Source organism: Streptomyces sp. HUAS MS02 (genome assembly GCF_055702265.1).
Genome location: NZ_CM146747.1, coordinates 6,180,248 through 6,193,555, shown reverse-complemented (window position 1 = coordinate 6,193,555; position 13,308 = coordinate 6,180,248). Strand labels below are relative to the sequence as shown.

General features: G+C 71.3%; 13 protein-coding genes, 1 tRNA gene and 1 pseudogene. 7 read left to right on the top strand and 8 right to left on the bottom strand.

What is annotated here, in order from left to right; all coding sequences use genetic code 11:
* The first annotated feature begins 96 nt into the window (after nt 1-96).
* The 6 genes from ehuB (at nt 97) to ACZ9QC_RS26660 (ending at nt 4,331) form a co-directional block, all read left to right on the top strand.
* Nucleotides 97-1,020, top strand: a complete 924-nt coding sequence (ehuB, locus tag ACZ9QC_RS26685; RefSeq protein ID WP_472915431.1) for an ectoine/hydroxyectoine ABC transporter substrate-binding protein EhuB — start codon at nt 97-99, stop codon at nt 1,018-1,020.
* Nucleotides 1,017-1,733 carry an ectoine/hydroxyectoine ABC transporter permease subunit EhuC gene (ehuC, locus tag ACZ9QC_RS26680; RefSeq protein WP_472915430.1) on the top strand — a complete coding sequence of 239 codons (717 nt, stop codon included), beginning with the start codon at nt 1,017-1,019 and terminating at the stop codon, nt 1,731-1,733. Before ehuB ends, ehuC begins: the two co-directional genes overlap by 4 nt.
* The gene (ehuD, locus tag ACZ9QC_RS26675; RefSeq protein ID WP_472915429.1) at nt 1,733-2,383 is read left to right on the top strand and encodes an ectoine/hydroxyectoine ABC transporter permease subunit EhuD; all 651 of its coding nucleotides are present in this window, start codon (nt 1,733-1,735) and stop codon (nt 2,381-2,383) included. The genes ehuC and ehuD overlap by 1 nt, the downstream gene beginning before the upstream one ends.
* A gap of 10 nt (nt 2,384-2,393) precedes the next feature.
* Nucleotides 2,394-3,170, top strand: a complete 777-nt coding sequence (ehuA, locus tag ACZ9QC_RS26670) for an ectoine/hydroxyectoine ABC transporter ATP-binding protein EhuA (protein WP_472915428.1) — start codon at nt 2,394-2,396, stop codon at nt 3,168-3,170.
* Between the two features lie 214 nt (nt 3,171-3,384).
* A complete protein-coding gene (locus ACZ9QC_RS26665; RefSeq protein ID WP_472915427.1) occupies nt 3,385-4,143 on the top strand; it encodes an IclR family transcriptional regulator in 759 nt (252 codons plus the stop codon).
* Between the two features lie 114 nt (nt 4,144-4,257).
* Nucleotides 4,258-4,331: transfer RNA gene (locus tag ACZ9QC_RS26660), tRNA-Lys, on the top strand.
* Nucleotides 4,332-4,454: 123 nt separating this feature from the next.
* On the opposite strand, the gene ACZ9QC_RS26655 is transcribed toward ACZ9QC_RS26660, so the two are convergent.
* From ACZ9QC_RS26655 to ACZ9QC_RS26620, 8 genes are all read right to left on the bottom strand, one after another.
* A complete protein-coding gene (locus tag ACZ9QC_RS26655; protein WP_472915426.1) occupies nt 4,455-5,108 on the bottom strand; it encodes a response regulator transcription factor in 654 nt (217 codons plus the stop codon).
* Nucleotides 5,093-6,331, bottom strand: a complete 1,239-nt coding sequence (locus ACZ9QC_RS26650; protein ID WP_472915425.1) for a sensor histidine kinase — start codon at nt 6,329-6,331, stop codon at nt 5,093-5,095. Before ACZ9QC_RS26650 ends, ACZ9QC_RS26655 begins: the two co-directional genes overlap by 16 nt.
* A 71-nt stretch (nt 6,332-6,402) precedes the next feature.
* Complete coding sequence (locus ACZ9QC_RS26645; RefSeq protein WP_472915424.1) at nt 6,403-8,049, bottom strand: long-chain-fatty-acid--CoA ligase; 1,647 nt, start codon at nt 8,047-8,049, stop codon at nt 6,403-6,405.
* 40 nt (nt 8,050-8,089) lie between these two features.
* A complete protein-coding gene (locus ACZ9QC_RS26640) occupies nt 8,090-8,560 on the bottom strand; it encodes a DUF3592 domain-containing protein (RefSeq protein WP_472915423.1) in 471 nt (156 codons plus the stop codon).
* Between the two features lie 119 nt (nt 8,561-8,679).
* Nucleotides 8,680-9,297, bottom strand: coding sequence for a lytic polysaccharide monooxygenase auxiliary activity family 9 protein (locus ACZ9QC_RS26635; protein ID WP_230211507.1), 618 nt, complete (start codon nt 9,295-9,297; stop codon nt 8,680-8,682).
* Between the two features lie 96 nt (nt 9,298-9,393).
* A complete protein-coding gene (locus ACZ9QC_RS26630; protein ID WP_472915422.1) occupies nt 9,394-10,539 on the bottom strand; it encodes an SPFH domain-containing protein in 1,146 nt (381 codons plus the stop codon).
* Between the two features lie 152 nt (nt 10,540-10,691).
* Nucleotides 10,692-12,410 (bottom strand): peptidoglycan-binding protein, encoded by a 1,719-nt coding sequence (locus tag ACZ9QC_RS26625; RefSeq protein WP_472915421.1) that lies wholly within the window; start codon nt 12,408-12,410, stop codon nt 10,692-10,694.
* A 240-nt stretch (nt 12,411-12,650) separates the two neighbouring features.
* On the bottom strand, nt 12,651-13,055 hold the full coding sequence (locus tag ACZ9QC_RS26620; protein WP_472915420.1) for a type II toxin-antitoxin system PemK/MazF family toxin: 405 nt from the start codon (nt 13,053-13,055) through the stop codon (nt 12,651-12,653).
* A gap of 92 nt (nt 13,056-13,147) precedes the next feature.
* Here ACZ9QC_RS26620 and ACZ9QC_RS26615 point away from each other — a divergent pair.
* A pseudogene (locus ACZ9QC_RS26615) lies at nt 13,148-13,285 on the top strand (IS701 family transposase); the annotation flags it as partial.
* Nucleotides 13,286-13,308 lie beyond the last annotated feature (23 nt).

Below are 13,308 nucleotides of genomic sequence, written 5' to 3'. Positions count from 1 at the left end.
AGGGGCACGGCCTATGCCGGACGGCTGTGTGCAGGGGGCGTGAAGGCACCGGCGGTGGCGTGAATACATCGCATGGGGTCGGGTAGCCGCGCGCCCATGGCTCCAGCAACGAAGACCTCCGGGAGAACCGGGAAGACACGCGATCCCAGCCGCCGGTCCCTGCTCGTCGGCGCCTCCGCGCTCGCCACGGCGGGCGCGCTGGGCGCCGCCGGGTGCAGCAGGGTGGCCACGGCCTCCGGCGCGGAGGGGGGTGAGCTGCTGGACCGGCTGCGGGCGCAGGGCGTCGTCAGGCTCGGTATCGCGGGTGAGATCCCGTTCGGATACATCGACACCGACGGAGAGCTGACCGGCGAGGGGCCGGAAGTGGCCAGGGTCATCTTCAAGCGGCTCGGTGTGGAGCGGGTCCAGCCCGTGCCCACCGAGTTCGGGTCGCTCATACCCGGGCTGAACTCCCAGCAGTTCGATGTCGTGTCGGCCGGGATGTACATCAACCCCGAGCGCTGCGCGGAGGTGATCTTCTCCGAGCCCGACCACCAGATGCTGGACGCGTTCGTGGTGAAGAAGGGCAATCCGAAAGGGCTGAACGACTACGCGGACGTGATCCGGGCCAAGGCGAGGTTCGCCACGGGGTCGGGGTACGCGCAGATCGCGCACGCCGTCGAGGCCGGGTACTCCGAGAGCGACATCGTCATCGTGCCCGACCAGGTGGCCGGGCTGAACGCCGTGGAGGCGGGCCGGGTCGACGTGTTCGCGGGGACCTCGCTGACCACCCGCGAGGTGGTCAGGAAGTCCCGTACGACGGAGGCCACGAAGCCGTTCGCCGCGCTCGTCGACGGCAAGCCGCGGGTGGACGGCGCGGGCTTCGCGTTCCGGCCGGCCGAGACCCGGCTGCGGGACGCCTTCGACGTCGAGCTGCGGAAGATGAAGGAGAGCGGCGAACTGCTGCGCGTCCTGCGGCCCTTCGGGTTCACCAAGGTCGAGATGACCGACCTGACCACGAAGGAGCTCTGTCGCGCATGACACCGGGACTCTGGGAACTGGTACTGCGCGGTGTCTGGGTCACCCTCCAGCTGCTGGTGTTCGGCGCGCTGCTGGCCACGGCCGTCTCCTTCGTGGTCGGGGTCGCCCGCACCCACCGGCGGTGGATCGTCCGCTTCGCCGCGGGCCTCTACACCGAGGTGTTCCGCGGCACCTCCGCGCTGATCATGATCTTCTGGGTGTACTTCGTGCTGCCGCTGGCCTTCGGCTGGCAGCTCGTCCCGATGTGGGCGGGCGTCCTCGCCCTCGGACTGACGTACGGGGCGTACGGCGCCGAGATCGTGCGCGGCGCCCTGACCGCGGTGGATCCGGCGCAGCGCGAGGGCGGTATCGCGCTGAGCTTCACCCCGTGGCAGCGGATGCGGCTGATCCTGCTGCCGCAGGCGGTCCCCGAGATGATCCCGCCCTTCGCCAACCTGGTGGTCGAACTCCTCAAGGGCACGGCACTGGTGTCGGTCATGGGCATGGGCGACCTGGCGTTCAGCGGCAGCCTGGTGCGGCTGGCGCTCCAGGAGAGCGTGGAGATCTACGCGTATCTGCTGCTCATCTACTTCGTGATCGCCTTCCTGCTGACCCGGGCCATGCGGGTGCTGGAGCGGCGGTTGAAGGCCGGGGTGGGCAAGGCCCCGGTGCGGAAGGCGGCTGTGCCGTCGGCTCGTGTCCCCGAGGGCGCGGGCGCGGGAGGTGGTGCCTGATGAACTGGGACTGGAACGCGGTCACCGACTTCCTGCCGCACTTCCGGGACGGACTGCTGGTCACGCTGCAGGCGCTGGCCCTGGGCTCGGTCGTCTCCTTCCTGCTCGGCCTGGTGTGGGCGCTGCTGGTGCGGACGCCGACCCGCTGGGTGAGCTGGCCGGTGGGCGTGGTCACGGAGTTCATCCGGAACACTCCCCTGCTGGTCCAGTTGTTCTTCCTCTTCTACGTACTGCCGGAGTGGGGGCTGACCTTCTCGGCGCTGACCACGGGCGTCTTCGCGATCGGCCTGCACTACTCGACGTACACGATGCAGGTCTACCGGGCCGGTATCGAGGCGGTGCCGACGGGCCAGTGGGAGGCGGCCACGGCGTTGAACCTGCCGCTGCGCCGCACCTGGACGGTGGTGATCCTGCCGCAGGCGGTCCGCCGGGTGGTGCCCGCGCTGGGCAACTACGTGATCTCGATGCTCAAGGACACTCCGATCCTGATGGTGATCACCGTCCCGGAGATGCTGAGCGAGGCACGGCTCTACGCCCAGGAGACCTTCCGTTTCACCGAGCCCCTGACCGTCATAGGGGTGGCCTTCATCCTCATCTCCTACTCGGCCTCCCTGCTTCTGCGAACCCTGGAGCGACGCCTTGTCCGCTGAAACCCCGCTGATGAAAGATCCCGAGTCGCCCGGCGAGCGCGTGGCGGACACGAGCGAGCTGATCCGCTTCGAGAACGTGACCAAACGATTCGGCAGCAACACCGTCCTCGACCGGCTGGACTTCTCCGTCGACGCGGGCAAGCACGTCACGCTGATCGGCCCGTCCGGCTCCGGCAAGACGACGATCCTGCGCCTGCTGATGACCCTGACCAAGCCCGACGAGGGCACGATCACCGTCGGCGGGCAGCGGCTGTTCCCGGCGAGCGAGAAGCAGTGCCGTGAGGTCCGCAAGAACATCGGGATGGTGTTCCAGCAGTTCAACCTCTTCCCCAACATGAAGGTGCTGCGGAACATCACCGAGGCGCCCGTCACCGTCCTCGGGCTCTCCAAGGACGAGGCCGAGGCGCGGGCCCGTGAACTGCTCGACATGGTCGGGCTCGCCGACAAGTGCGACGCCTACCCGACCCAGCTCTCCGGCGGGCAGCAGCAGCGGGTGGCCATCGCGCGGGCCCTGGCGATGCGCCCGCAGGTGCTGCTCCTCGACGAGGTGACGTCCGCGCTCGACCCCGAGCTGGTCGCGGGCGTGCTCGACCTGCTCAGGGACATCGCCCGCACCACCGACATCACGATGCTCTGCGTGACCCACGAGATGAACTTCGCCCGGGACATCTCGGATCAAGTTCTGATGTTCGATTCTGGCCAGGTGATCGAGTCGGGCAGCCCCGAGAAGATCTTCGGCGACCCGTCGCACGAACGTACGCGTGAATTCCTCGGCGCGGTCCTCTGACTACGGCACGTGAACGACTGATCACGCGGGAACGTCCGAGGTCCCTCCGCCGGGCCATGCCGTTGGCATATGCCAGGGTGCTGGTCCGGCTGTTGGGAGGCCCGGTGGTACCGGCATTTTCTCGCGAACAACCCCTCCACGTACGCTTCTTGGCCCGTATCGTGGGACACGGCAAGCTGTCCGAAAAACGGCCCGAGAAGCGCAGGGGGAAACCGTGGCGCTCAAGCACGAGCCGACCGCGCCGTACCACTCGGCCCAGGACGCGCTGCGCGTCCTGGAGACGGTGGCGCGGCACGCAGGTGGCGTCACCGACGCCGAGATCGCCCGTCGCACCGGCGTCGACAGTGAGCGGTTGACCGCGCTCCTGCGGATGCTGCGTCGCGAGGGGTATGTGGAGCAGACCACCGACGGCGCCTATGTCACCGGTGCCGCACTCGCCCGGCTGGGCTCCGCGCAGGGTCACGACCAGGCCCTGCGCGAGCAGCTCCAGCACACCCTCGACCGGCTGCGCGACTCCGTGGGCGCGGCCGTGTACGTCACCCGCTATCTGGACGGGGAGATCCAGGTCACCGGCTGGGCCGACAGCCCGGCCATGCCCGCGGTCCACGAGTGGGTCGACTTCCGTTCCTCCGCCCATGCCACCGCGTTCGGCAAGGGCCTGCTGGGCCAGCTCGACCTCAACGGTCGCCGCGACCACCTCTCGCGGCACCGTCCGGCCCGGCTCACCGCCCGCACGATCACCAACGAGAAGGTGCTGCTGAGCAAACTCGACGCCCAGACACCCACGGTCCCGGTCCTCGACCTCCAGGAGTACGCGCCGGGCACGGTCTGCGCGGCCGTCCCCCTCACCGCAGGCTCCGCCGTCGGCTGCCTCGCCCTGTCCCTGCCGCTGCGGCAGGCGCACCGGCTGCGGGCGGCGGCGAACTCGCTGAACCGGGGAGCGGCACCGGTGCTGCTGTCGTTGGCGATCTAGAAACCGACGGGTCGCCCGAGATCCAGCTCACGTTTAAGTGGTCGAGGGCACCCCCACGGACCAGGTAGTATTTTCTCTGTCGCCAGCCGCGAAAGCGGAAGAGCGACGGAGTCTGCGCCGCTAGCTCAGTTGGTTAGAGCAGCTGACTCTTAATCAGCGGGTCCGGGGTTCGAGTCCCTGGCGGCGCACGATGACGATGGCGAGGTATGTTCGCGGAAAGCGCGAACATACCTCGCCATCGTCGTTCTTGCGCGGCTCCGCCGCGCGTTGTGGGGGCTCCGCCACCCACACCCCCTCGCGCCGTGCGGGCCTCAGCCTCGCAGGTACGCCAAGACGGCCAGCACCCGCCGGTGGGTGTCCTCCGCCGGCGGCAGGTCCAGCTTGGCCAGGATGTTGCCGATGTGCTTGCCGACGGCCGCCTCGGTGACCACCAGCTCCCGGGCGACGGCCCCGTTCGACTTCCCCTCGGCGACCAGCGCGAGCACCTCCCGCTCGCGCGGGGTGAGCGCCGCCAGCGGATCGCGCCGGCGCCGCAGCAGCTGCCGTACGACCTCGGGGTCGACGACCGTGCCGCCGGCCGCGACCCGCTCCACCGCCTCCGCGAACTGTTCGACCTGGCCGATGCGGTCCTTGAGCAGATAGCCGACGCCGGTGCCGTCCCCGGTGTCCAACAGGTCTGCGGCGTACGCCCGTTGGACGTACTGGCTGAGGACGAGGACGGGCAGGGCGGGGTTCGCCGCGCGGAGTGCGAGCGCGGCGCGCAGGCCCTCGTCGGTGAGGCCGGGCGGCATGCGTACGTCGGTGACGACCAGGTCGGGGGCGTACGAGGACACGGCCGTGAGCAGCGCGTCGGCGTCCCCGACCGCCGCGACGACATCGTGTCCGAAGCGGGTCAGGACGCCGACCAGCCCTTCTCGCAGCAGCACGCTGTCCTCGGCGAGCACGATCTTCAGCGCTGCGGGCACGGAATCTCCAGGGACAGGACGGTCGGGCCGCCGGCCGGGCTGTGGACGGTCAGTGTCCCATCGAGCACCGCGAGCCGGTCGGCGAGCCCGGTGAGTCCCGTGCCCCGTGCGGGGTCGGCGCCGCCCGTGCCGTCGTCGCGCACCTCCACCCGCAGTCGTCCGTCGGTGTGCCGCCCGGTGATCCACGCGCGCCCCGCCCCGCTGTGCCGACCGATGTTGGCGAGCGCCTCGCGGACGGCGAAGTAGGCCGCCGATTCCACGGACTCGGCGAAGCGGGGCAGGTCCACGTCCAGTTCCACGGGGACTACGGACCGGTCGGCCGCGTCGGCGAGGGCGTCCGGGAGGCCGTAGTCGGCCAGCACCTGGGGGTGGATGCCGTGGATCAACTCCCTCAGCTCGCCGAGGACTTGGTCGGCCTCCCGGTGGGCGGCGGCGAGCCGGTCGGCCAGTTCCGGCGGGGCGTCGAGGCGGGCCAGGCCCAGGGTCATGCTCAGGGACACCAGGCGCTGCTGGGCCCCGTCGTGCAGATCGCGCTCGATGCGGCGCCGCTCCGCCTCGAAGGCGGCCACCAGCCGGGCGCGCGACCGGGTCACCTCGCCCAGGCGCCGTTCCGCCTCCGCCTCGCTCGGCGCGAGCAGCAGCCGGGCGAGCGCGGCGCGGAGTCGCACGTAGCGGACCAGGGGCCACAGCAGAACGAGGAGGAGGACGGCGCCGGCGGCCGTGCACAGCAGGGCCTGGCCGTAGGAGTCGATCAGCCAGAGCTTGGCGATGCGCGCGTCACCGCTGACGCTGCTGGTCGTCGCCAGCTGCGCGGGCGCCCCGATCAGCGCCGCGGGCAGCGCAAGCGCGACGAACAGCACGACCACGTCCAGCGGCCACAGCACGAACGCGAGCAGGGCGGTGTACGCCAGCTCACGCCAGGTCGCCCGCTCGGTCAGCCGCAGCCGGGCCCAGGCCGCGAGACCGGGTTCCGCCGGGGTGGCGTGCGGGTCGGGCGGCAATGGGGTGCGGGTGAGGGTGAGCCGCCGTCGTTCGAGGGCGCCGACGGGGATGCCCGACAGGACGGCCACGGCGAGCAGCGGCAGGCCCACGAGGACGGGGGCCAGGGCGAGGCCGAGGGTGCCCAGGACCAGGAGCACCACCAGCAGGGGGGCGCCGACGAGGACACCGCTCAGCAGGTAGGCCACCGCGCGCGGCACATCCCGTACGACCGTTCGGATCATGGGGTCACGGTAGGCGGGGGCCACGGGCGGCGGCCATACGCCCAGGTGGTGTTCGGGAGGTAGGGCCGGCCCTACCTCGTCAGCAGGTCCTCCCGTCCGCGTGCCCGGTACTCCGTCACCAGTCGTGCGAGGTCCACCGCCGAGAACTTGCGGTACGCCCACTTCCCGGGCGGGCGCCACCAGACCGGGTCCGGGCAGCGGAAGCCCTCGCGGCGGAGGGCGGCACGCTGGATCTTGTTGGTGGCGGTGACCGGCATGGACCGGACGACCCGGACGAAGCGCGGGGTCATCTTGGTGCCCAGGTCGGGCTGGGCCAGCAGGAACTCGGCGAAGCGGCAGGGGTCGAAGGTGCCCGCGACGGTCGCCATGACCTGGTCCCCGGCGACCGGGTCGGGGACCGCGTACACGGCGACGGCCTCGGCGCCCTCGTAGCGGGCGAGGATGTTCTCGATGACGGCGGCGGCGAGGTTCTCGCTGTCGACGCGGAGGCGGTCGTCGGTGCGGCCGGCGAAGTAGAGGAAGCCGTCGGCGTCGCGGTAGAAGAGGTCGCCGGTCCAGTACCAGCCGTCGCGGAGGCGGGCGGCGTCCGCCTCCGGGTTGCGCCAGTAGCCCTCGAAGGGATTGGGGCCCCGGTTGACCAACTCCCCTATCGCGTCGGTTCCGTTGAGCAGTCGGCCGTCGTCGCCGAAGAGGGCCGGCGGGCACTCCTTCCGGGTCTCGGGGTCCACCACCGCGAGGTCGTCACCGGGTGCCGCCCGTCCGATCGCGCCCGGCGGCGCCCCGGGCGTGCGCTGGATCGCCGCCCCGCCCTCGGACGACCCGTATCCCTCCACCAGCCGCACCCCGAACCGCTCCTCGAACGCCGCCGCGTCCACCGCGCCCGCCTCCGTGCCGAAGCCCATGCGCAGCGGGGTGTCCCGGTCGTCGGGGCGGGGTTCGCTGGCGAGGAGGTACTGCACGGCCCGGCCGACGTAGGTGAAGTACGTGGCCCGGTAGGCCCGTACGTCGTCCAGGAACCCGGAAGCGGAGAACCGGCGGCGCAGGGCGACGCCGGCCCCGGCGACCAGGGCGGGGGCCCAGTCGGCGATGACCGCGTTGCCGTGGAACATCGGCATGCAGACGTAGTGCACGTCGTCCCGGCGTATCCCGAAGCGGTCCACCAGTGCCCGGCCGGCCGCCGCGAGCCGCCCCTGGGAGCAGATCGCGGCCTTGGGCGCGCCGGTGGAACCGGAGGTGAAGTAGAGGAGGAGACGGTCGGCGGGGGTGGCCCGGGTGGGGTCGGGCTCGGCGCCCGCGTACGGGGCGAGGAGGTCGGTGTAGGGCTCGGTGTCCGTCACCAGGACGCGTACGCCGGGCAGTTCGAGGCCGTCGAGGAGCGGGAGGTGGGCCCGTTCGGTGATCAGCAGGCGGCACTCGGTGTGCAGGATGTCGCGGGCCAGTTCGGGGCCCCGCCGGGTGGGGTTGACACCGGCGACGGCGGCGCCCGCGAGGGCCGCCGCGCTCAACCAGAGCGCGAACTCGGGGGTGTTGTCGAGGAGGACGCCGATGTGCGGGTGGGCGTTCGGTGGCAGGAGGTCGGCGAGCAGGGCCGCGCGGGCGGCGGCCGCGGCGGTGACCTCGTGGTGGGTCAGGACCTGTTCCTCGAACCACAGCCCGGGCCGGTGGTCGCCCCACCGGTCGGCGACGAGCTGTGCGACCGTGCGCCTTGTGGACTCCATGTCGGCGCACGGTAGTTGACAGACCGTCAGTTGAGGAGGGTCACGGCGTCGGGAACGAGGGGTCCGTCGAGAACTGGTGGTAGGTGACCATGAAGAAGACACAGAACGCGAAGACCACCCCCAGGAAGGCGAGGAGTCCGACACCGGCCGCCGCCTGCTTGACCCGCTCGCCGGGGGCGTGGGCGGTGGCCACCACGTTCGGGCCGTCGGTGTAGTGGACGGTGACGAAGTCGCCCTCGACCGTCGTCAGGGGCCCGCTCTCCTCCTCGAACCGGATCCGGCGGCCGTCATGGGTGCTGAACTCGTACACGTGATGGATCGTGGTGTGCACCGAGCTGTGGTCCCCCGCGCCCCTGCTGACCGTCGTGAACGCCTTCAGGCAGCGTGCCTCGGCCGTCAGTCCGCTGTTCCAGGCACGGCGGATCCGCAGCCAGCGGCTCAGCACGCGGTAGGCCATGAACCCGATGACGGTCATCATGACCGTGGGAATCAGGTAGAAGAAGACGTCCATGGTGTTCCCCCGAAGTCCGGCCGCCACCCTGGTCGGTGGCGTGGGGGGAACGTACCCGGGTGGGGGCCCCGCGCAGCTCAAGAGATCCTCAGAACTGGCGGGGCCGGAGGGGGAGCCGCTCAGAAGGTGACGTCCGAGCAGGCGTAGAACGCGTTGGTGGTGTCGGCGATCGTCCAGACGGCGACGATCACATGGCGGCCGCTCAGCCCGGACGGCAGGCGTCCCGTGTGGGAGAGCGTGGACGGGGGGCGCTGACCGTTGTAGGGGACGGTGAAGAACGGGGTCAGGTTCAGGTCGGAGCGGGCCAGGGCGTGGTTCTGGTTCCAGCCCGCCTTGGTGACGTAGTACTTGAAGTCGGTGGTGGCGTGCATGGCCGTGAACTGCCAGCGGAACGTGTAGTTCTGACCTCCCGTCACCCTGGTGGTGGGCCAGGCGCCGCCGCCCGGCTTCGTGGACGCGTTGAGCTGGTTGAACCTGCTGTTGCCGCCGGAGCAGATCTGGCCGTCAGCCGGCCCTGAGCCCGGGAAGCCCTTCGGTCCCTCGACGCTCTGCGGTTCCCACTGGATGTCGCCGCAGTTGGTCACGGTGCCGTTCTGACAGAGCTTCTGCCGGCTGACGGGAAGGTCGGTGTAGCCGTGGCCGGTGGCGCCACCACTGGAGAGGACGAGCGCTCCGGTGGTGGCGAGGCCGACCCCGACGGCGTACCACTTGGTCCTGCTGTGCGTGCGTGTGCGCATGCTGCCGCTCCCTGGAGTACGTGGGGGTGTTTCCAGGTCTAGACCAAGTCCCAGATTATGGGTGCGGATTGAACATGTCCATACCAATTCCCGGGTTCACGGGGACACTTCGCGGCGCCCTGTATAGAACGCCACCGTCAGGTCCTTCACCAGCGCCTTGCGCTCGTAGTCGTCGAGTTCGACCAGACCGCGCACGGTCAGCCGGGTCACCGTGTCCTCGACGGAGTCGACGACGGAGGTCAGCACGGTGTCCCGGTGCTGGGCGTCGAGCGCGGCGATCCGGCGGCGCTGCATCACGGCGGCCACCTCGGGCGCGTACTCGATCCGGACCGGCTGGACCGAGAACACCTCCATCCCGACCGGCGCCGTGTCCGCCGCCACCAGCCGGGTCAGCGCCTCCCCCACCGCCTCCGTGTTGCGCAGCGTCGAGTCCCGCACCAGCGCGCCCGGAGCCACGTCCGCCGGCAGCTGCGACAGCACCCGGGAGACCGCCGCCTCCACACACTCGCGCAGATACCGCTCGTGGTCCTCGATCCCGAGCAGGGCCCGCGCGGTGTCCCTGACCCGCCACGCCACGAGGACGACGACCCGCAGCGCCACCCCGTTCGCGTCGACGGCCGCCATCGGCTCGCTCCGCCAGTGCCGCAGCCGTACGTCGACGCGGCGGCGCAGCACGAGCGGGTTCACCCAGAGCAGTCCGGTGCGGCGGACGGTCCCCCGGTACCGGCCGAACAGCCCCAGCACCCAGGCCCGCCCCGTCTGCCCCCGGGCCAGCCCGCCGAAGCCGAACATCGTCAGCGCCCCGGCCCCCGCGTACGCGGCCCACTGCGCCGGCCCGAGCCCGGCGCCCGCGTACACGGCCGGCAGCCCGAGCGCCCGTACCGCGAGGCCCGGCAGCACCCCGGCCCACCAGGAGGTGAGCACGCACCCGGCCATCCCGCACGCCCCGCCCAGCACTCCCACCATCCCGGGCACCACCCGCGCCGGGCGCTCGACCAGTTCGGGATCGACCTCGACGGTGGGACGCGGCTTCATGGACGCGGGCCCCTGCCGCACCCTCGGCTGCTCGCCGGTGCCGCGCCGACGGCCCACGACGGCGGGGGTGACCGGAACGGAGACCGGGGCGGGGTCGTCACGGAACAGCAGATGGACGGGGATCTCGGTGGTCGTCTCGTTCTGGATGAGCCGGGCGGGCCGCGCGGCCCCCTCGGGCTCCGGGGTGTGTGAGGTGGTCGTACCCATACGTGCCTCCATGCCTCCGCGCAGGAAGAACCGTGGTGAGAGTCGGTGAGGGGGGAAAGGGGCGAGGGGTGAGGGGTGAGAGGGAAGGGGCCAGAGGGGAAGGGCGAGGGACGAGGAGGGAAGGGGCGAGGGTGAGGGGGCTGGAGCGAGGGTCAGGAGAACAGGCGGCGCCAGGTTTCCGGACCCGGATAGCCGTCCGCCGCGCCGCCGCGCCACCCCTGGGCCCGCTGGAACGCCTCCACGTTCCGCCGGTCCGACTCGCCCCAACGCGGCCCCGGGCCCGAGGTGTAGTACTTCCCGAACCCCTTCTCGACCAGCCGCTTCCCCAACCTGGTGACGAACACGTTGTCCGCGCCCGGGCGGAACATGCCGCGCCCCGGATAGCCGCGGACACCGTGCGAGGCGGGTGTCAGGGGGGTGCCCACGGTGTCCGGGGCACCGGACTCGACGGGCACCCCGGACGAGCCGGGCCTGGCGGACGCCCCGGGCCTGACGGCCGACCCGGGCTTGAGAGGTGAGCTGGGCCTGAGGGGTGAGCCGGGATCGTGGGGGGAGCCGGGCTTGTGGGATGAGCCGGGTCTGGCGGACGGGCCCGGCCTGTCCGGTGCTCCCGGATTCCCCGTCGGGCGGTGCACCACGGGGGGCCTGGGCCGGCCGGCCGGTGCGCCCTGGGGGCCGGGGCTCCCCGCCGGCGCCGGCGGGATGTCCCTGCCCCTCCCGGTGACCAGGTACGACCAGGTCAGCGGCCCCGGAATCCCGTCGGCGTGCCGGCCGGACCAGCCCTGCGCCCGCTGGAACGCCCGGGTGGCCCTGCGGTCGCTGTCCGACCAGATCGGTCCCGGGCCACCGGTGTAGAAACGGGCCCCGCCGCGCGCCACCAGCATCTGCCCCAGCCGGGCGACGTGCTTGTTCCGCGCGCCGGGCCCGAAGGCGGCGGCGCCGGGGAAGCGATCCCCGGCCGACGGCCCGGCGGCCCCCTTCGCGCCGGGCTCGCCCCCCGGTGCGGCGGCGCTCTCGACGCCGCCGGAGCCACTGCCGGAACCCTCGCCGGCGGACCCGTCGGAGCCGCCGGAGCCGTTCAGGCCGTCCGTCTCGTCGTCCGGAGAACCCGCGCCGTCGGGGACCAATCCTTTGTAGCGGTACGGCACATAGCGGGTCGCGTTGTTCCAGTACCCGTACGGCGTGGCCTGCCTGCGGGCGTACGGGCGGGCCGACTCGTAGGCGATGTAGTGGGTCCGCGCACGGCTCGTCCAGCCGCCGAAGATCACGACGTGCGAGCCCTGCTGCGGGTCCTTCGGATTGTGGAAGAGCAGAATGTCACCGGGTTCCAGCCGGTCCTTGGAAATCCGCTGCGCGAACTTGTCGAGGCTGCCCGTCCATTCGTTTCCGGGGAGGTTCCAGGCCATGGAAACGAACCCCGAGCAGTCCTGGCGATAACCGTCGGACCAGTACTCGCGCATGCTGTACGGCACCTCGTCCGCGATCCACTTCTTGGCCCGTTCGATGATCTCGGCGCGTGTGGTGGGCGGTGTCCTCACCCCCTTCAGCGGCTTGCCCCCGCCCGTCGGACGTCCGCCGGGGCCGTGCAGCGGCGCCTTCTTCCCCTGCGGGGTCTTCGGTTCCTCACCTGCGGGAACGGCACCGGGGACGGTCGGACCGTGGGCCGCCGCGAACGCCGGTACGGCATGCCCCGCGCCGAGTGCGGCACCGGCGGCGGTGGCCACGACGAGGGCGTTCCGGGCGGTCCTGGCCGCCGGATGACTCAGATGGGCGTACCGCGTCGAGTACGGCATGACCCGCCGCCAGTGGACACAGCCGGGGCATTCGCAATCGGCCCCCGGATCGATCTCCTCGAATACCGGAGTCCCCATACGATTCCCCTCGCGAACCGACCGAAGAATTCCACGCTTCTGCACGCCCGTCAGTTTCTCAACCGTCCTCGGGTGTCGCATGTTGACGGTCCAAATGATGTACCCGGCCGCCTCGGCGGGGCGTCGGCACCGAGCGCCGGCGCCGCGCGTCGCAACCTGACGACACGTCGACCTCCTCGGCCAGGTGGCGAACCGCCCCGAGGTCGGATACGCCGTCGGCGGCGTCCGCCCCTTGCCCGCTCACTCCAGTCCGCCGAGGCGGAGGGCATCCTTCATCTCGCTGAGCTTCGCGGCTGCCGACTCGGTCCACTCCTGCGGCTGTCCGGTAACACGGAGGGCGTCCTCGATCTCGCTGAGCTTCCCGGGGGACAGCACGCCTGCCCGCTCGACCAGGTCGTCCCGGGACACGATGGTCAGCCACGTGCACGGGGTGAAGCCCGGACGCGCGAACGCGAACCGCAGCACGCCTTCGAAGGGCAGTCCTTCCGTGGCACCCACGGCCACTTCCACGCCCAGACCGCTGATGTCGACGCCCGCCGGAGCGACGACCTGCATCGCCCGAAACCCGGACGCCTCGTCTCCCGGCAGCAGCACGACCGGCCGTCGCTCATCAAACTCGACCCACCAGACTTCACCGTGTCGCATATGTCCTCCTGGCACGATCTGCGGTGAGGGCGCCGTGAAAAACGCATGCGACCACCGTTGATCATCAGGGTGTGAAGACTGGAGATCATGCGGTGGCCGCCGGTCACAGCGTAGACCGTGCCCGTCGGCAGGAGTCATTCGAGGGCCTGACGCAGCGGATCGCGGGCCGCTTCGCGCGGGTTGAACACCGGGGCCGAGTCCGGGACTTGGTCCTTCGACCGCTCTCGGACCCCGTTTCGGCGGACAATGTGTT